Origin of the sequence: Luteimonas sp. 3794 (assembly GCF_031456825.1) — a bacterium.
GTDB lineage: Bacteria > Pseudomonadota > Gammaproteobacteria > Xanthomonadales > Xanthomonadaceae > Luteimonas.
On the sequence record NZ_JAVDVJ010000008.1, the window covers coordinates 31,547 to 50,228 of the forward strand.

The 18,682-nt window shown below is 68.5% G+C and carries 16 protein-coding genes and 1 tRNA gene; 1 reads left to right on the plus strand and 16 read right to left on the minus strand.

Going from position 1 to position 18,682, the window contains the following annotated elements; genetic code table 11:
• Positions 1 to 338 precede the first annotated feature (338 nt).
• The 10 genes from J2X52_RS11865 to trpB all read right to left on the minus strand — a co-directional run bounded on the left by J2X52_RS11865 (position 339) and on the right by trpB (position 10,871).
• Positions 339 to 423: transfer RNA gene (locus J2X52_RS11865), tRNA-Leu, on the minus strand.
• Between the two features lie 61 nt (positions 424 to 484).
• The gene (gene secG, locus J2X52_RS11870) at positions 485 to 928 is read right to left on the minus strand and encodes a preprotein translocase subunit SecG (protein ID WP_310153423.1); all 444 of its coding nucleotides are present in this window, start codon (positions 926 to 928) and stop codon (positions 485 to 487) included.
• Between the two features lie 58 nt (positions 929 to 986).
• On the minus strand, positions 987 to 1,736 hold the full coding sequence (gene tpiA, locus J2X52_RS11875; RefSeq protein WP_310153426.1) for a triose-phosphate isomerase: 750 nt from the start codon (positions 1,734 to 1,736) through the stop codon (positions 987 to 989).
• 264 nt (positions 1,737 to 2,000) lie between these two features.
• Positions 2,001 to 4,379 carry an EAL domain-containing protein gene (locus J2X52_RS11880; protein ID WP_310153429.1) on the minus strand — a complete coding sequence of 793 codons (2,379 nt, stop codon included), beginning with the start codon at positions 4,377 to 4,379 and terminating at the stop codon, positions 2,001 to 2,003.
• Positions 4,369 to 5,064, minus strand: coding sequence for a methylamine utilization protein (locus J2X52_RS11885; protein WP_310153431.1), 696 nt, complete (start codon positions 5,062 to 5,064; stop codon positions 4,369 to 4,371). Before J2X52_RS11885 ends, J2X52_RS11880 begins: the two co-directional genes overlap by 11 nt.
• Before the next feature lie 322 nt (positions 5,065 to 5,386).
• Positions 5,387 to 6,325, minus strand: a complete 939-nt coding sequence (locus tag J2X52_RS11890; protein WP_310153434.1) for a 2-oxoglutarate and iron-dependent oxygenase domain-containing protein — start codon at positions 6,323 to 6,325, stop codon at positions 5,387 to 5,389.
• Positions 6,326 to 6,341: 16 nt separating this feature from the next.
• Positions 6,342 to 7,691 (minus strand): phosphoglucosamine mutase, encoded by a 1,350-nt coding sequence (gene glmM / locus J2X52_RS11895; RefSeq protein WP_310153436.1) that lies wholly within the window; start codon positions 7,689 to 7,691, stop codon positions 6,342 to 6,344.
• Positions 7,688 to 8,569 carry an acetyl-CoA carboxylase, carboxyltransferase subunit beta gene (accD, locus tag J2X52_RS11900; RefSeq protein WP_310153441.1) on the minus strand — a complete coding sequence of 294 codons (882 nt, stop codon included), beginning with the start codon at positions 8,567 to 8,569 and terminating at the stop codon, positions 7,688 to 7,690. Before accD ends, glmM begins: the two co-directional genes overlap by 4 nt.
• Before the next feature lie 206 nt (positions 8,570 to 8,775).
• On the minus strand, positions 8,776 to 9,582 hold the full coding sequence (gene trpA / locus J2X52_RS11905; RefSeq protein WP_310153444.1) for a tryptophan synthase subunit alpha: 807 nt from the start codon (positions 9,580 to 9,582) through the stop codon (positions 8,776 to 8,778).
• A 71-nt stretch (positions 9,583 to 9,653) separates the two neighbouring features.
• On the minus strand, positions 9,654 to 10,871 hold the full coding sequence (gene trpB, locus J2X52_RS11910) for a tryptophan synthase subunit beta (protein WP_310153447.1): 1,218 nt from the start codon (positions 10,869 to 10,871) through the stop codon (positions 9,654 to 9,656).
• Positions 10,872 to 10,965: 94 nt separating this feature from the next.
• Between trpB and J2X52_RS11915 the strand changes: the two genes are divergently transcribed.
• Positions 10,966 to 11,850: a LysR family transcriptional regulator gene (locus tag J2X52_RS11915; protein WP_310153450.1), complete on the plus strand. Its 885-nt coding sequence runs from the start codon at positions 10,966 to 10,968 to the stop codon at positions 11,848 to 11,850.
• 71 nt (positions 11,851 to 11,921) lie between these two features.
• Here the strand turns inward: J2X52_RS11915 and J2X52_RS11920 are convergent, their stop codons facing one another.
• From J2X52_RS11920 to aroC, 6 genes are all read right to left on the minus strand, one after another.
• Positions 11,922 to 12,584, minus strand: a complete 663-nt coding sequence (locus J2X52_RS11920) for a phosphoribosylanthranilate isomerase (RefSeq protein ID WP_310153453.1) — start codon at positions 12,582 to 12,584, stop codon at positions 11,922 to 11,924.
• On the minus strand, positions 12,581 to 13,369 hold the full coding sequence (truA, locus tag J2X52_RS11925; protein WP_310153456.1) for a tRNA pseudouridine(38-40) synthase TruA: 789 nt from the start codon (positions 13,367 to 13,369) through the stop codon (positions 12,581 to 12,583). The genes J2X52_RS11920 and truA overlap by 4 nt, the downstream gene beginning before the upstream one ends.
• Positions 13,370 to 13,377: 8 nt before the next feature.
• Positions 13,378 to 15,264, minus strand: a complete 1,887-nt coding sequence (locus J2X52_RS11930) for a FimV/HubP family polar landmark protein (RefSeq protein ID WP_310153459.1) — start codon at positions 15,262 to 15,264, stop codon at positions 13,378 to 13,380.
• Between the two features lie 119 nt (positions 15,265 to 15,383).
• Complete coding sequence (locus J2X52_RS11935) at positions 15,384 to 16,412, minus strand: aspartate-semialdehyde dehydrogenase (RefSeq protein WP_310153462.1); 1,029 nt, start codon at positions 16,410 to 16,412, stop codon at positions 15,384 to 15,386.
• A gap of 93 nt (positions 16,413 to 16,505) precedes the next feature.
• The gene (locus J2X52_RS11940) at positions 16,506 to 17,531 is read right to left on the minus strand and encodes a D-glycerate dehydrogenase (RefSeq protein WP_310153465.1); all 1,026 of its coding nucleotides are present in this window, start codon (positions 17,529 to 17,531) and stop codon (positions 16,506 to 16,508) included.
• Positions 17,524 to 18,642: a chorismate synthase gene (gene aroC / locus J2X52_RS11945; protein WP_310153468.1), complete on the minus strand. Its 1,119-nt coding sequence runs from the start codon at positions 18,640 to 18,642 to the stop codon at positions 17,524 to 17,526. The genes J2X52_RS11940 and aroC overlap by 8 nt, the downstream gene beginning before the upstream one ends.
• Between the last annotated feature and the right edge of the window lie 40 nt (positions 18,643 to 18,682).

Consider the following 18,682-nt stretch of genomic DNA (forward strand, 5'->3'; position numbering starts at 1 on the left):
TGTTCTCTCGGCTACGGCCGCAATTCGCGGCCTTGGCTCGGCGCTGTGACGCCGCATTCTCGAAGCGTCGAAGCGCTTCACGAAGGCCGGGCGATGCACATGATGTGCGATCGCCCGATCCAGGCAATTGTACTGTTTACAGAACTGGTGCGTAAACGATTTCCGCCGTGAGCGCAGGCTGTAGGTGCAGCAGTCCGCAGTGGCCGCGCGCAATCCGTGAAACCTGCGCGCGAATGATTCCTGTCCGCGCGACGGTGTACATGTCCGGGCACGAAAAAGCCCCGCTCGCGCGAGGCTCTTCGTGTTCGATGCACACGAGGCACATCGCTTTTTCCGGTTGGTGCCCAAGAGGGGACTCGAACCCCTACGACCTAAGCCGCTACCACCTCAAGGTAGTGCGTCTACCAATTCCGCCACCTGGGCAGGTCAACCTGAAACCTCATCCGGGCCTACCACCCCGGCGAGCCGCGCATTGTAATCCCAATCAGTCGTTCTGGGGAGTGGGCTGCGGCGATTCCTGCGAAGAATTTTCCGGTGCGGCCGGCACTGCGCCGTCGGCGGCGGGCGCTGCGGGCACGGTTGCATCGGCGGGCGCCTGCGGCGCCACCGGCGTGGTGGCTGCACCGTCGACTGGGGCGACCGGGACCTGGCCACCCATCACGCCGAGATCCATGTCCAAAGCATTCGGATTGGCCCGGTGCATCGCATACCAGGCCATGAACAGGGTGACCGCGAAAAAGCTGATCGCCAGCCACTTGGTGGCCTTGGACAGGAAGTTGGACGAGCCGCGCGCGCCGAAGACGGTCGCAGACGCGCCGCCACCGAAGCCGGAACCGGCTGCGGCGCCTGCGCCGCGCTGCATGAGGATCAACGCGATCATCGCGATGGCGATGATGACGAACAGGATGTTGAAGACGGTCAGCAGCATTGCGTGGGTGCTCTGGGGTGCCCGCGAACGGGCCTTGTGTCGGAAGCGCCTGCCGCGCTCAGCGCGCGGCCGCGGCGACGATGGCCAGGAAGTCGTCGGCCGCCAGCGAGGCACCGCCGATCAATCCGCCGTCGACGTCGGGCTGCGAGAACAGCGCAGCGGCATTGTCGGGCTTGCAGCTGCCGCCATAGAGCAGCGGCAACGAATCGGCGATTCTAGCATCCTGCTTGGCGACCACGCCACGCAGGAAGGCGTGGACGGCCTGCGCCTGCTCGGGGCTGGCGGTCAGGCCGGTACCGATCGCCCAGACCGGCTCATAGGCGACGATCGCGCCCTCGAACGCGGCGACGCCGGCCTCGGCCAGCACCGCCTCGACCTGAGCCGCGATCACCGCTTCGGTGCGCCCGCCCTCGCGCTGCTCGCGGGACTCGCCGACACACAGGATCGGCACAAGACCCGCAGCGCGGGCGGCGACGAACTTCTGCGCGACCAGCGCGTCGTCTTCGCCATGGTACTGGCGGCGCTCGGAATGGCCGACCAGCGTATAGACGGCGCCGACGTCGGCGAGCATCGAAGCGGCGACTTCGCCGGTGTAGGCGCCCTTGGCGTGCGCACTGACGTCCTGCGCGCCGAAGGCCACGCCGCGTCCACCATGCGATTGGGCCAACAGCGGGAGATACGGAAACGGCGGCAGCACGATCGCCTCCACCCCACCCGGCAGGCCGGCGGCAATGGCTTCGACGAGTTCGGTGGCGAATGTGCGGCTGCCCTGCAGCTTCCAGTTGCCGGCGACGATCCTGCGGCGCATTGGCGACTCCATGGTGACAAGAGGCGCAAGAGGATAGCCGATGCGCCCCGACGGGCCGGTTCAGGGCGCCTCGACAAGAGCGCGACGCATCCGCCGCCCGACTGCGTGGCGCGCTTCGCTTCAGACGCCCGCATTCGTCCAAGGGCGGGCGTCACGCTGGGCGCAGACAGATCACCGTCGTCGCAACGCCTGGCACCTGGCGCCGGACTTTATCGCTTCTCTCCATTGACTCACGGCTGACGCCGGCGGCACGTCAGCGCGATCTCATGCCTCGACCGTCCCCGGCTGATAGCGCATGCACCACGCGACGAACGTATCCGCCGGCAGCGGCCGCGAGATCAGATAACCCTGCGCCATATCGCAACCGAGCGATTCGAGGATCGCCAGGCTCACCGGCCCTTCGACGCCCTCGGCGACGACCTTCAGGCCCATGTTGTGGCCGATCTCGATCGCCGACCGGACGATCACCGCATCGTCGTTGCCGTTGCCCAGATCGGCGACGAAGCTCTTGTCGATCTTGATCTCGTCCACCGGCAGGCTGCGCAGCTGTGCGAGCGAGGAATGTCCGGTGCCGAAATCGTCGATCGACAGCCGTACGCCCTGCCCTCGCAGGCGCTGCATGTTGGCGCGCGCGACTTCGAGATCGCGCATCACGGTGTGCTCGGTCACTTCCAGCACCAGGCTGCGCGACGGTACGTCATGGGCCCGCAGGCGCTGGGCCACGTAGTCGGTCAGATCGCCGTCGACCAGATCCATCGGCGACAGGTTCACCGCGACGCCTTCGATCAGGCCGTCGGCGATCCAGGGCGCGGCCTGCCGCAAGGCCTCGTCGATCACGTGGCGGGTGATCGCGCGGATCATCCCGGAGCGTTCGGCCAGCGGAATGAATTCGTCGGGCGAGACGTCGCCGTACTGGGGCGAATTCCAGCGCAGCAGCGCTTCGACATGCACGACGCGACGGCTTGGAAGATCGATCTTCGGCTGGAACAGCAGCCGGAACTGTTGCAGTTCCAAGGCATGGCGAAGCACGCCCATCAGACCGACCTGGCGCAGGTGGTGCTCGTCGTCGCCAGCGCGGTAGACCAGCACACGCACGTGCTGCTGTTTGGCCTCGTACATCGCGATGTCGGCGCGCCGCAGCAAGGTGGCCGCATCGCCGGCATGCGCCGGATAGACCGCCACGCCGATGCTCGCATCCAGCCCGACCTGGGTGTTCTGCAGCCGGAACGGCGTCTCCAGTACCTGCGCCAGCTGTCGCGCGCGCTCGCACGCGGCCTCGGCATCGGCGTCGTCGAGCAGGACGAGGAACTCGTCGCCGCCGAGCCGCGCGAGCAGATCCTCGCCGCGCACCGCCGCGCGCAGGCGCTCGGCGACCCCGACCAGCACCGCGTCTCCGTAGGCGTGGCCCAGCGAATCGTTGATCTCCTTGAAGCGGTCCAGATCCAGGATCAGCACCGCGCAGTTGCGGTCGTGCTGGCGGGCACGCTCGATCTTGCGCTTCAGAACGCCGAGCGCATGGCCGCGACTGGGCAGGCCGGTGAGTTCGTCGTGCGTGGCCTGGAAGCGGATGCGCGCTTCGCGCTCCCCGATTTCGCGCTGCATGGCGTTGAAGGCGCGCGCCAGATCGGCCAGCTCGTCGCGCCCGCGAACCGGCAGCGGCCTGGCGTATTCGCCGGCGCCGATCCGGCGCGCGGCATCGGCCAGACGCTGCACCGGCCGCGCGATCCCCTGCCCCACCAGCACTGCCAGCGCGGTCGCAATCAGCACCGCAAGACCGGCCAGCCACAGGATCTGGTCACGCAAGCGGTGATACGGCGCCAGGGCTTCATCGAGATCGGCCAGCAGCATCACCTGCACCTGGCGTCCGGACACCAATGCAGCGCCGAAGGCGTGCGCGGCGTAATGGCGACCGTCGAGCGCGAGATCGATATCGGCGCCAGCAATGGCGTGGGCAGCCTCGCGGCTCAGGCGCAAGGCTGCGGTCTGGGCTTCGGGCAAGGTCGACGCCAGCACGCGCACGTGGTCGCCGTCGTCTTCGACGAACGCCACGTCCATGCCGATGATGCCGCGATAGCGCCGCGCCAGCGCTTCGCCGTAATGCAGGCCCATCGCCACCCAGGCCACACGCCGGGGCGCCATGACTGGCACCACCGCCAACAGGAATGGCCGCGCGTCGAGCAGGGCGACGCCGGTCGCAGCGCCGTGAGCCTCGGCCTCCGCAAGCAGCGGCGCCATCGCGCGCTCGGTATCCGGATCGTCTTCAGGTCCGATCGAGACGCGCACCGCACCGCCCGGCGCCAAGAGCAGCGCGACATCGGCATCGATCCGCATGCCGTGGTTGAGCAGGGCGATCTCGACCGTGGGCTGGTCCTGGGTGGCGGCGGCGGCACGGAACGCGAAATCGCTGGCGAGGCCCGTCACCGATTCCTGCAGCCGCTCGGCGCTGGTCGCCGACAGTTGCGCCCAGACACGTTCACTGACCTTGAGCTGGTCCCCCAGTTGCTCGCGCACGGCGCGTTCGGCGGCCACACCGACGATTGCCAGCGTCGCGATCTGGGTCCCGACCAGCAACAGCAGGAAGCCGAGGACGATGCGTCCGCGGAAACCGAGTCCACGCCGCGGCAGCAGCGTGTCATCCGCCACGTTCGAGACTCCGGAACCGCTCCTGCAGATGGCGCAGGCGTGCCTCGACGGGAAGCGGCGGCGGGCGAGCCGCCTCCAACTCCAGCGTGACGCGTTCCACCTGGTGCGACTCGACATGCACGTGTCGCGTCACCCGCGCGCCTGGACCGTCGTCGAGCCGCTCATGCCAGACCTGCAGAGTGTAGTCACCTGGGGGCGCCTCGAGCCGCGCATCACCAGACATCCCGGTGGTGGCGAAATACGGCGTGTCGAGCACGACCACGTAGCCGAGCATTCCGTCGTGGATGTTGCAGCCCAGCTCGACCACGCCCGGGGTGTCGAACAGCACCGGCGGCGCCTGGCGGTCGCCGAACAGCGGCAGTTCGAAGCGCTGCGCCGGGGAAAACGAATAGATGTGATGGTGGAGGTTGTCGCCGTTTGGAAACACGACTCGGCTGCCGGTCGTGACCGGCAGGACGTTCGGCACAAACTCCGCCTGCCGCTGGTCCATCTCCGCCGACATCGGGCGCACGGCCGCGCGTGCGGCCGGCGAATGCAGACTCACTACTGCGCCTTCCAGGCGCACACCATCGCCATCCACGGCCACTGTCAGTGACGCCGCCACCGCACCATCCATTGCGCAGAACGCGAGCGCACACAGGCACCACCGCCCGATCCGCGGGCGCAGCCCCTTCGTCGCGATCATTCTTACGGATTCCCCTGTGCCGCCGCATACGGACGGCCCGTGCATTGCACCAGAACCGGGGTCGCCGCGCTACAGGAAGATGGCGCGAACTGTCGCGACCTGGCGTGATGCGCAGGCCGAGTAGGCGCGTACTGTGCGCAAGAAGCTGATGGACATTGCGCAATGCGCTCGCCGAAGCGTTCGCCGAAGCGCGCCCCCGCGCGAGCATGCATCGTGGAAGCGTTCGTGATGCCTGTGGATCGGCAGCGCGCCTTCAAGGGCGGAAATGCAGTGGCGCCGAGAAGGCGCCGTTGCGTTTTCCGCCCCCCCGCTCGATTCCTGCTTACTTCAGCTTGATCTCGCGCAGTCGCTCTTCGAGATAGCCCTGCGCAGTGATCGCTTCGGGATAGCGACTCGGATTGTCGGCACTCACCGTCGAAGGCAGCACGTCGATGACGAAATCCGGATTCGGGTGCAGGAAGAACGGCACCGAGTAGCGCGGCTTGCGGGCCTGTTCGCCCGGCGGATTGGTCACGCGGTGCGTCGTCGACGGATACACGTGGTTGGTCAGGCGCTGCAGCATGTCGCCAATGTTGACGACGATGGTGTCGGCATCCGAGGTAAAGGGCACCCACTCCCCCTGCTTGGATTTGACTTCCAGACCCGCCGCGCTCGCGCCGACCAGCAGCGTGATCAGGTTGATGTCCTCGTGCGCGCCGGCGCGCTCGTTCGGAATGTCGTCCGCGGTGATCGGCGGGTAGTGGATCGGGCGCAGGATCGAATTGCCGTAGTCGGTTTTGTCGACGAAGTAGTCCTCCGGCAGACCGATATGCAGCGCCAGCGCCGACAGCACCTTCGAACCCAGCGCATCGAGCGTCTGGTACAGGCCGTAGCCGTGCTCGCGGAAACCCGGCACCTCGGTTGGCCACAGGTTCGGCGGCATCACCTCGCGATACGTCGAGTCATCCGGAATCTCGCGACCGATGTGCCAGAACTCCTTGAGGTCGAAATGCTGGGCGCCCTTCGCGGTTTCCACGCCGAACGCGGTATAGCCGCGCGCCCCGCCACCGCCGGTCACGTGGTATTGCTTCTTGACGTTTTCGGGCAGCGCGAAGAAGGCCTTGAACACGTCGTAGGCGCCGTCGATCTGCGACTGCGGAATGCCGTGACCATTGATGCCGGCAAAGCCCCACTCGCGGTAGGCGGCGCCGAGTTCGGCGACGAAGGCCTCGCGGTCGGTGTCGAACCGGCGGATGTCGAGGGTGGGAATACGGGCAGTCATGGGGAAGTCCTTGGCATCAGGCGGCGGCCGCGCGCACGGCGTCGGCCAGTTGGTCGAGTGTCGATTGCATCAGGGCATCGTCGTCGGCTTCGACGGTCACGCGCACCACCGGCTCGGTGCCCGACGGCCGCAGGAACGCGCGACCGCGGCCCTGCACGGCGGCCTGTGCGGCGGCGAGCGCAGCCTGCACGGCTGGCGCTTCAGCGGGCTTTGATGCCCCCGCATAGCGCACATTGATGGTCTTCTGCGGCACCTTGGACAAGCCGTGCAATGCTTCCTGCAGAGACTCGCCACGGCGACGCAGCACTTCGAGCACCTGCAGCGCGCTGATGATGCCGTCACCTGTGGTCGCGCGGTCCAGGCACAGCAGATGCCCGGACGTCTCGCCACCGAGCACGCCGCCGTGTTCGAGAAGCATCTGGTGCACGTAACGGTCGCCGACCTTGGCGCGCGCAAAGCCGATACCCGCCTCGCCGAATGCACGCTCCAGCCCGAAGTTGCTCATCAGCGTACCGACCACCGGTCCCTGCAGACGGCCCGACTGCTGCCAATCGCGCGCAAGCACGTACAGCAGGTCGTCGCCGTCGCGCGCGGTGCCGTTGGCATCGACGAACAGCACGCGGTCGCCGTCGCCGTCGAAGGCGATGCCGAGATTCGCGCCGCTGCGGCTGACGCGCTCGCTCAGGAATTCGGGATGCGTCGAGCCGACGCCATCGTTGATGTTGACGCCATTGGGCTCGGCGCCGATGACTTCGACCTGTGCGCCGAGTTCGCGCAGCACGATCGGGCCAACCTGATAGGTCGCACCATTCGCGCAGTCGACGACGATGCGCATGCCGTCGAGACCGAAGCCGCGCGGCACCGAGGCCTTGCAGGCTTCCACGTAACGACCGACCGCATCGCGTGTGCGCACGGCCTTTCCGAGTTTTTCGGAGGCAACGGTGCGGAACGGCTGGTCGAGCGCGGTTTCGATCGCGAGTTCGGTCGCGTCGTCGAGCTTTTCGCCCTGGGCACTGAAGAACTTGATGCCGTTGTCGTGGTGCGGATTGTGCGAGGCGGAAATGACGATGCCGCCATCGGCGCCGAGCGAACGCGTCAGATGGGCGACGGCCGGCGTAGGCATCGGGCCCATCAGTTGCACGTCGACACCGGCGGCGACCAGGCCGGCCTCCAGTGCGGCCTCGAACATATAGTTCGAGATGCGCGTGTCCTTGCCGATCAACACCTGCGGACGGCGCCAGTCACCGCCGCGGCCGCGCAGGGAATGACCATAGGCATTGCCCAGTCGCAGCACGAAGTCGGCGGAGATCGATCCTTCGCCAACACGCCCACGGATGCCGTCGGTTCCGAAGTATCTGCGACTCATGCAGCGGCCTCGCTCGGCATGCTCTGTTTGCCGAGCAGTGCGACCAGGCGCGCGATGCGGTCACGCATTTCGCGGCGGTCGCAGATCTGGTCGATCGCGCCGTGCTCGAGCAGGAATTCCGATCGCTGGAAGCCTTCGGGCAAAGTCTCGCGCACGGTCTGTTCGATCACGCGCGGACCGGCGAAACCGATCAGCGCTTCGGGCTCGGCGATATTGATGTCGCCGAGCATCGCGAACGAAGCCGAGGTACCGCCGTAGGTCGGGTTGGTCAGCACCGAGATGTACGGCAGGCCGGCCTCGCGCAGGCGCGCCAGCGAGGCCGAGGTCTTGGCCATTTGCAGCAGCGAGAACATGCTTTCCTGCATGCGCATCCCGCCGCTCGCGGCGAAACTGACGAAGGGCGTACGCAGTGCGAGCGCCTGCTCGGCGGCGCGGGCGAACTTCTCGCCGCCGACCGAGCCCATCGAACCGCCCATGTAGGCAAAGTCCATTGCGCAGGCGACGATCGGGCGCTGCATCAGCGTGCCCTGCATCGCGATCAGCGTGTCGCGCTCACCGGTGGCGCGCTGCGCGGCCTTGATGCGGTCCGAATACTTCTTCTGGTCCTTGAACTTCAGGATGTCGGTCGGGCCCAGATCGGCCGCGATCTCCTGCAGGCTGCCCAGGTCCAGGAACGCCTTCAGGCGCGCGCGGGCACGGATCGCACGGTGGAAGTTGCACTTGGGGCAGACCTCCAGATTCTCTTCGAGCTCCGGGCCATACAGCACGGTGCTGCAGCGCTCGCACTTCTCCCACAGCCCCTCGGGAACGCTGCGCTTCTTGGCCGCGGGCGCATCGGTACGGATGCGCGGCGGCATGATTTTCTGCAACCAGGACATGGGCCTATTTCTCCCGACGGCCGCAACGGGGCCGCAAAGCGCGGAAGTGTAACCGACAGGTCGTTTGGCCTCCGGCGGGGGCCGTACGGCGTTTATGCACCTGGCGCAGGGTCGAACCCGGAGGCCGCGCAGCCTTGAAGCCCTCCCCCGTTTCATGGGGCATTGCGCCCTTCACGGGGGGGGAGGGCTTTGAATGCCGCGCTCGATCAGCCGGCGTCGAGGGCCGTACGCAACGGCGCGAGAAACGCCTTTGCCCGCGCAGCGGCCTCGTCCGCATCTGCTGCGCCGTCGAGCGCCGCGACCAGCGCACTGCCGACCACGACGCCATCGGCATCGACCGCCATCGCCGCAGCGCTTGCGGCGTCGCGGATGCCGAAACCGGCGACCACGGGCGCACGACTGGCCGCGCGGATCGTCCGCAGGCGGGTCGAGGCCTGCACGGTGTCGAGCCGCTCGGCCGCGCCGGTCACGCCGGCGAAGCTGACGTAATACAGATAGCCCTGCGCGCCCGCGCACAACGCCTCGATACGCGCATCTGTGGTCGTTGGCGACGCCAGCAGCACCAGCGCGATGCCGGCGGCGTCGAAGGCCACGCGGAACTCGTCGGCCTCTTCTGGCGGCAGATCGACCAGCAGCACCCCATCGACACCGGCGGCGGCCGCCTGCTTCGCAAAGGTTTCGGCGCCGCGGATATCGATCGGATTCAGATAGCCCATCAGCACGACCGGCGTGGCGTCGTCCTGCACGCGGAATTCGCGCACTGCATCGAGCACATAGGTCATGCCCGCACCGCGGCCCAGCGCGCGTTCGGAACTGCGCTGGATGGTCGGGCCGTCGGCCATCGGGTCGGAGAACGGCACACCGAGCTCGATGACATCGGCCCCGGCTGCGACCAGCGCATGCATCACCGGCACCGTCGCCTCGAGCGAGGGATCGCCGGCGGTAAAGAATGGGATCAACGCCTTGCGGTCGGCTGCGCGGAGTGCGGCGAAACGAGTGTCGATGCGATTCATGGAGGTCCGTGGCAGTGCGGTGCACTCGGCTGTCGCGTGCGTCAGCCCGTGTGCGATATCGGCAGGCGTGCTCACAGCACGAAGCCTTCCCGCTGCGCGATCGTGTGCACGTCCTTGTCGCCGCGACCGGACAGGTTGGCGAGGACGATCGCGTCCTTCGGCAGTTCGCGCGCGAGCTTGATCGCCTGCGCGATGGCGTGGCTCGATTCGAGCGCGGCGAGGATGCCTTCGGTCTTCGCCAGCTGGTGGAAGGCGGCCAGCGCTTCGTCGTCGGTGATGCCGACGTACTGCGCCCGGCCCGCATCTGCGAGGAAGGAATGCTCCGGTCCGACGCCCGGGTAATCGAGACCGGCGGAGACCGAATGCGTCTCGGTGATCTGGCCGTCGTCGTCGCAGATCACGTAGGTGCGGTTGCCGTGCAGCACGCCGGGGCGGCCGGCGGCGATCGAGGCCGCATGGCGGCCGGTGTCGATGCCGTCGCCCGCGGCTTCGGCGCCCACGATGCGCACGTCCGGATCGTTGAGGAAGGCGTGGAACAGGCCGATCGCATTGCTTCCGCCGCCGACGCAGGCGGTGATCGCATCCGGCAGGCGACCGTATTCGGCCAGCATCTGCTCACGCGCTTCACGACCGACGATCGCGTTGAAGTCACGGACCATGCGCGGATACGGATCGGGACCGGCCACGGTGCCGATGATGTAGAACGTGTCCTGCACGTTCGAGACCCAATCGCGCATCGCCTCGTTGAGCGCGTCCTTGAGCGTCGCCGAGCCCGATGTCACCGGCACCACCTCCGCGCCGAGCAGGCGCATGCGGTAGACGTTGATCTTCTGCCGCTCGATGTCGGTGGCGCCCATGTAGACCACGCATTCCAGACCCAGCCGCGCGGCGACGGTGGCGCTGGCCACGCCGTGCTGGCCGGCGCCGGTCTCGGCGATGATCCGGGTTTTGCCCATGCGGCTGGCGAGCAGCGCCTGGCCGACGGTGTTGTTGATCTTGTGCGCGCCGGTGTGGTTCAGGTCCTCGCGCTTGAGCAGGATGCGCGCGCCGCCGACGGCGTCGCTGAGTCGCTCGGCGTGATAGATCGGGCTCGGTCGACCAACGTAATGCGCCAGGTCCTTGTCGAAGGCCTGCTGGAAGGCGGGGTCGGCTTTCGCGGCGTCGTAGGCCGCGGCCAGTTCGGCGATCGGCCCCATCAGGGTCTCGGCGACGAAGCGCCCGCCATAGCGACCGAAATGGCCGCTGGCATCGGGATAGGCATGGAAATCGGTGATCGGAGACTGCGACATCGGGTCAGGCACGGTGCGGGCTGGCCTGCACTCTAACGCACACATCGTACGATCAGAATCGATAAGATCTGACGCATTCGTCAGGAAATCTCACATGCCGGACACCGATCTGCCGCCGCTCAACGCGCTGCGCGCGTTTGAAGCCGCCGCGCGCCTGGGCAGCCTGAGCCGCGCGGCCGAGGCGCTGCATGTAACCCATGGCGCGATCAGCCGTCAGGTGCGCCTGCTGGAAGACGCCCTCGGCACGCCGCTGTTCGTGCGCGCGGGACGCGGCCTGCGGCTCACCCCCGCCGGCATGCGCATGCGTGACGCCGCCGGCGATGCGTTCGCGCGCCTGCAGGGTGCGGCCGCGGCGATCCGCCGGTCGGGCGCCGGACAGGCGCGCGTGCTCGGCTGCCCGGGCAGTCTGCTCGCCCGCTGGATGATTCCGCGACTGCCGCGCCTCGGCGATGCCCTGCCCGATCTGAAACTGCATCTGTCACCGCACGAAGGCGCCTTCCCGCCCTCGCTCGACGGATTCGATGCCGCGTTGCTGATCGGCACGCCGCCCTGGCCGACCGCGTGGACGGTGCGTCGCCTGGCGCCGGAGCGGATCGGCCCGGTGCTGAGTGCGCGGCATGTCGATGCTGCGCGACTGGCCGCACTCTCGCCCGACGCGCTGCTGCGCGAGCCGCTGTTGCACACCACATCGCGCCCGCAGGCGTGGCCCGCGTGGGCATCGATCCAGGCTGCAGCCGCGCCCGCCGATCTGGGCGCCGGCTTCGAACACCTGTACTTCCTGCTGGAAGCGGCGGCGGCCGGCCTCGGCGTCGCAATCGCGCCGCAGGAACTCGTCGCCGACGATCTCGCGGCCGGTCGCCTGCTCGCGCCCTGGGGCTTCGTCGAAACCGATGCGCAGTGGATTCTGGCGACGCGCCGGGACGACGACGATGCGCGGCTCGATGCGCTGGCGGAGTGGCTCCGGCAGGAACTCGCGTGAAACCGTGTAGGAGCGCGCTTACGCGCGATTGAGGCTGTGCCGGGAACCCGGCATCGCGCGCGAGCGCGCTCCTACAGTCCATATCCCGCAGGTGGCCGGCAACGCGCGGCGCGCACCGCCTCGACGAACGCGCGCATCCGCGCTGCATCCTTGATGCCCGGCGCGGATTCGATACCGCTGGACACGTCGACGCCCGCCGGGTGCGCCACATCGATCGCATGCGCGACATTGCGCGCATCGAGTCCGCCGGCGAGCCAGAACGGCTTGTCGAGCGATGCCGGCAGTGCGGACCAGTCGAAGCGCTCCCCACTGCCGCCGGGCTCGCCCGCAGCGTGACCGTCGAACAGGAAGGCCGACGCGTTCGGCCACGTATCCAGCGTGCGCAGCCCCGCCGCCGGATCGCCGCCCATCGCGATCGCCTTCCAGTACGGCAGGCCGAAGCGCGTGCAGAACGCGTCGTCCTCCGCGCCGTGGAACTGCAGGATGTCCGGGCGCACCGCCGACACGATCGCCGCGACGTCGTCGGACGGATTGTCCATCGTCAACGCGACGACCTGGATCGAAGGCGGCACCGCGTCGCGCAGCACGCGCGCCGCATCGGGCGTCAGTCGGCGCGGACTGCGCGACGCGAACACCAGACCGATGCAGTCGACACCGAGCGCGACCGCTTCGGCGACGTCTCCGACGCGGGTCAGGCCGCAGAACTTGATACGCGTGTTCGCAGGGGCGTTCATGCCGGAAGCGTCACCTCTGCCGGCAGCTGCCACTCCGGCGGATACAGCGGCCCCAGGAATACGAGGCCGGCAGCGGGTGCGGTGGGACCGGCGACACTGCGGTCGCGACCGGCCAGCAATTCGGCAATCCAGGTTTCGGGCTGTTCGCCGGCGCCGACGTCGAGCAGCGAACCGACGATGTTGCGCACCATGTGGTGCAGGAACGCATTGGCCTGCACTTCGACGATGACTTCGTCGCCGTCGCGTTTCACGCAGATGCGTTGCAGGTCGCGGCGTGCATGCGGCGCCTGGCAGTGCACGGTGCGGAATGCGGAAAAATCCTGTTCGCCGAGCAAGGCCTGCGCAGCGCGGTGCATGGCCTCGGCATCGAGCGGGCGCAGTTCCCAGGAGAGGTACTGCCGGTGCAACGCGGGGCGCACGGGACGGTTGATGAGTCGGTAGCGGTAATGCCGTGCGCGCGCGGAGAAGCGGGCGCTGAAGTCGTCGGGCACCGGCTGGGCCCAGCGCACGCAGACCGCGGGCGGCAGGTGCGCGGTGGTGCCGAGCATCCACGCGCGCGGCGTGCGCACGGCGTCGGTATCGAAATGCACCACCTGGCAGCGCGCATGCACGCCGGAATCGGTCCGCCCTGCACATGTCGTCACGACCGGATGCGCGGCGACACGCGACAAGGCTTTTTCAAGCGCAGCCTGTACCGAACCTGGACCGGTCTCGGCCGCCTTGCCCAGCCGCTGCCAACCGTGGAAACCATGGCCGTCGTACTCGACGCCAATCGCGTACCGCATCGCGTGACTCAGTCCAGCGTGCGCAGCAGCTGCGCAGCCTGCGCGGCGGCGGACAGATCGTCACCCTCCACCACTTCCAGCAACAGGCTGCGCGCGGTCTCGGTGTCGCCCAGGTCGATATAGGCGCGCGCCAGTTCGATGCGCTCCACGCCAATCGGTATCTCGACGGCGTCGCCGCTGTCGAGTTCGACCGGTGCGTCACCCGCAGGCGTCGCGTCGATCATCGCGGCTTCCGACTCGACCGGTTCGACCGGTGATTCCGATGGCGCATGCCAGGTGGGGCCGTCGGACACGGGCGGCACGACGACCGGTGCGGGTTCGACGACAGGCTCCGGCGCAGGCGTCTCACGCACGAATGCAGGCGGCGTCGTCGGTTCCGGCACCGTCGCCGCGGTCGGCGTGGCGTCGAGTGTCGATGTGGGCATGCCGGCCGCGAGCGCGGCGCTGTCGAACGGACGCTTTGTGGTCGCCGTGCGGCCGCGACGGCCGAGCAGGAACGCGAGCGCGGCGACGATCAGGATCGCCACGCCCAGCCACAGCCACGGCATCGGCGCGGCGACGCTGGACTGCTGCTGGTTGCTCGCCTCCATGCGTTGCTGCGCGGCGGCGAGTTCGGCGTCCTTGAGCTGGATCAGCTGCTGCTGTTGCTGCTGCAGCTGTTCGAGATCGTCGAGGCGGGCCTTGAGTTCGTCGATTTCCGCGGTGCGCGCCGCGACGGTCTCGTTGGCCTGTTGCAGTTCCTGACGCAGCATGTCGCCTCCAGCGCCGGCAGCAAGGCCGGATTGGGTGCCTGCCGGCTGGCTGTCGCTGGCGGGCGGTGTGATTTCGAGTCGGGCATCGGCCGTGCGTGGGGCCGCGGTCGGAGGCGTCTCTGCGGTCGGCGGCGTCGCATCCGCAGCCGGATCTGCAGGCTGCGGCGCGGGGCGGCGCATCTCCCGCCACTGGCCCACCTGCTCGCGCACCACGGCATTGGCTTCGGCGGCGCTGAACTGGGTCCAGGCATCGCGCGCCGGCACCCGCAGCACCGCGCCCTGACGGATCAGGTTGAGATTGCCGCCGATGAAGGCTTCGGGATTCGTGCGCAGCAGCAGCAGCATCGCCTGGTTGACGCTGATCCCGGCCTCGTCGGCGAGCGGCGCGGCGATCGCCGACAGCGTCTGTCCTGCGCGCACGGCAGGCAGCGCGTCGCCCGGCGTGACTGCAGCACCGGCGGTAGGCGCCGCGGGCGCGGGCGTCGGTGCAGGTGCAGGCGTCGGCGGTGCCGTTGCAATCGCATCGCTGGCAGGCGGCGGCTCGGTGGGCGCTGCGGCCTGTTGCGGCGGCGGGGGCGGTGCCTGCACGGGCGCGGCCGGTGGGCGCACGATGCTCGGCGCCGGCGCGGCCACCGGTGCCTGGATCGTGGGCTGCGCGGGCGCGGCCACCGTGTCGGGCACCGCGACCAGTGCGGAGTACTCGCGGACCAGACGGCCTTGACCCCAGTCGACCTCGATCAGGAAGGTCAGTGCGTCCTGGGTCACCGGCGCGGCGCTGGTGACCCGGATCACCGGACGGCCGCTGCTGTCGAGCGCGACGTTGAACTGCAGATCGGAGACCACGCCGCGCGGCGGCTCGAGGCCGATGCGCGCAAAGGTCTCCGGCGATGCGAGCCGCGCCTGCAGCTGGCGCAACTCGGCCGGATCACTGGAGACGATCGGAATTTCGGCCAGCAGCGGTTGCCCCTGCTGCGAGCGGACCTCAATGCGGCCCAGTCCCAGCGCGAGCACGGGCCCGGCCAGGGCCAGCAGGCCAGCGGCCAGCAACAGACGCTTGAAGGTGCGCAACACGAACATCCCCTGTTTCTGCTTGCCGGGCCCGGACTGGGCCGAGCGGCCCTGCTGCCAATGCACCGGATTCATCCAGCGACTGTAGCGGCGCGGGCTCCCGCTCCGCAACGCGCGATGCGTCCACCGCATTGCGCGAGACTCCACGCAAGGCGCCGCAGCCGTGACTGCGACGCCAGATGGCGCAGGATCGATCAGCCTTCGGCTGCGACCAGCTCGGCGACCTGCACGGCGTTGAGCGCGGCGCCCTTGCGGATGTTGTCGGCGACGATCCACAGGTTCAGGCCGTTCGGGTGCGAGAGATCCTCGCGGATGCGGCCGACGAACACCGGATCGCGGCCCGACGCGTGGGTGACCGGGGTCGGATACCCGCCGGCCACGCGCTCATCGACGACCTCGACGCCCGGCGCGGCTGCCAGCAGCGCACGCGCCTCGTCGACGCTGATCTTCTCGCGCAGTTCGACGGCGACGGATTCGGAATGGCCGTAGAACACCGGCACGCGCACCGCGGTCGGGTTCACCAGGATGCTGTCGTCGCCGAGGATCTTGTGGGTCTCCCAGACCAGCTTCATCTCTTCCTTGGTGAAGCCGTTCTCCAGGAACGCATCGATCTGCGGAATCAGGTTGAACGCGATCTGCACCGGGAACTTCTGCGGATCGATCCCGCGGAAATTCAGAAGATCGCCGGTCTGACGGCCGAGTTCCTCCATCGCCGAGCGGCCTGCACCCGAGACCGACTGGTAGGTCGAGACGTTGATGCGCACGATGCCGGCACGGCGGTGCAGCGGCGCGAGCGCGACCAGCATCTGCATCGTCGAGCAGTTGGGATTGGCGATGATGCCGCGCGGGCGCTTGCGGGCGGCCTCCGGATTGACCTCGCTGATCACCAGCGGCACGTCGTCGTCGTAGCGGAACGCCGAGCTGTTGTCGATCACGACCGCGCCGGCCGCGGCGAACTTCGGCGCAAATTCCTTGCTGGTGTCGCCACCGGCGGAGAACAGCGCGATGTCGATGCCGGTGGGATCGAAGGTGGCGAGATCCTGGACGACGATGTCGTCGTCGCCGAACTTCACGGTGCTGCCGGCCGAACGCGCGCTGGCGAGCGGCACGAGTTCGGACACGGGGAAATCACGCTCGGCGAGGATCGACAGCATGGTCTCGCCAACGGCGCCGGTGGCACCGACGACGGCGACGCGGAAACGGCGGTTCTGGGGACTGGACATTCAATACGTCTCGAAAAGAATTCTGGATGTGGGTCGCGCATGGCGCGCGGGCGCTGCACAGCTGGGGCTTCGGGGAACCGCCCGCCCTGATGCTCAGGCGGTTCCCGGACGTTTCGCGTCGGTATCGTCCTTTTTAGCCGGCGCGATCACGCTCGGCGGACGACCGGCGTCCGGGCCCGCGCCGAGCGCGGCGATCAGGTTGTCGACGGCGAGCGCGACCATCGCCCGGCGCGTGGCGAGGCTGCCGCTGGCGATGTGCGGCGTCAGCACGATGTTGTCGAGCGCGAGCAGGCGCGGATCGACCGCGGGCTCGCACTCGAACACATCGAGCGCGGCCGAGGCCAAGCGGCCCCTGGCGAGCGCGTCGGCCAGCGCGGCTTCGTCGACGATGCCGCCGCGCGCGATGTTGGTCAGCGTCGCGGTCGGCTGCATCTTCGCCAGCGCGGCAGCGTCGACGATGTGGTGGCTGGCAGCCGAATACGGCAGTACCAGCACCAGATGATCGGCCTGCGCGAACAGCGTGTCGAAATCGACATACGTCGCGTTGAACGCGCGCTCGACATCGGCCGGCAAACGGCTGCGGTTGTGATAGAGCACGCGCATGTCGAAGCCGGACGCGCGTTTCGCGATGCCCTGCCCGATCCGGCCCATCCCGAGGATGCCCAGCGTGCTGCCGTGCAGATCGGCGCCGAGCAGGCCCTTGAAGTTCCAGCCCTGCCACTGGCCGGCGCGCAGATGACGCTCGGCCTCGGTGACGCGGCGCGCGGCGGCCATCATCAGCGCGAAGCCGAAATCGGCGGTGGTTTCAGTCAGCACGTCGGGGGTGTTGGTCGCGACGATGCCGCGCGCCTGCAGCGCATCGATATCGAGATTGTTGTAGCCGACGCCGACGTTGGCGATCGCGCGCAGCTTTGCCGCATCCGCGATCTCGTCTCGGCCGATGCGCTCGTTGAGCGTCACCAGCGCGCCGTCGACCTCGCGCAATGCCGCGGCGATCGCGCCCGCGTCGTGTTCGCTCACGTCCGGCACCTGCACAACGTCGAAGTGCGCGTGCAGACGCTCGACGATGTCGTCGAACAGCGGCTGCGACACCCAGACCTTCGGGCGCGATTCAGCCATCGATGCGCCCCGGGATCCGCGGCGTCACCGTGCCGACATCGCCGCACTGGGCGCGATGGCGCAGCGCCTGGTCCATCAGCACCAGCGCCAGCATCGCCTCGCAGATCGGCGTCGCGCGGATGCCGACGCAGGGGTCGTGGCGACCGGTGGTGATCACTTCGACCGTGTTGCCGTCGGTATCCAGGCCATCGGCCGGCAGGCGCAGGCTGGAGGTCGGCTTGAACGCCGTCGACACGACGATCTGCTGGCCGGTGCTGATGCCGCCGAGCACGCCGCCCGCGTGGTTGGACGCGAAGCCCTGCGGGGTCATCAGGTCGCGATGCTCGCTGCCTTTCTGCGGAATCGACGCGAAGCCGGCGCCGATCTCGACGCCCTTGACCGCATTGATCGACATCATCGCTGCGGCCAGATCGCCGTCGAGCTTGCCGTAGACCGGCTCGCCCCAGCCCGGCAGCACGCCATCGGCGACGGCGGTCACGCGCGCGCCGACCGAATCGCCGGACTTGCGCAGCGCGTCCATATAGGTTTCCAGCGCCGGCACCTGCGCGGCATCCGGCCAGAAGAACGGATTCGATTCGACAACATCCCAGTCGATCTCGGCACTGTCGAATTGCGCCGGCACGATGTCGCCGAGCTGCGACAGATAGCCGTGCACGCGCACGCCGTAGCGATCGTTCAACCACTTCTTGGCGATCACCGCCGCGGCCACGCGCATCGTGGTCTCGCGCGCCGAAGAGCGACCACCACCGCGCGGATCGCGGATGCCGTACTTCTGCCAGTACGCGTAATCCGCATGCCCGGGCCGGAACTGCTGGGCGATGTTGCCGTAATCCTTGCTGCGCGCATCGGTGTTGCGGATCAGCAGCGCGATCGGCGTGCCGGTGGTCACGCCTTCATAGACGCCGCTGAGGATTTCGACCGCGTCGGCCTCGCGCCGCGCCGAGGTGTGCCGGGTCTTGCCGGTCGCGCGCCGCGCGAGATCCTCGGCGAAATCCTCGACCGTGAGCGCGATGCCCGGCGGACAGCCATCGACCACGCAGCCGATCGCCGGCCCGTGGCTCTCGCCGAAAGTCGTGACGGTAAACAGTTGGCCGAAGCTGTTGCTGGACATGGGCGGGCGTCGAAGCGACGCGGCACGAAAACGCGGGCCG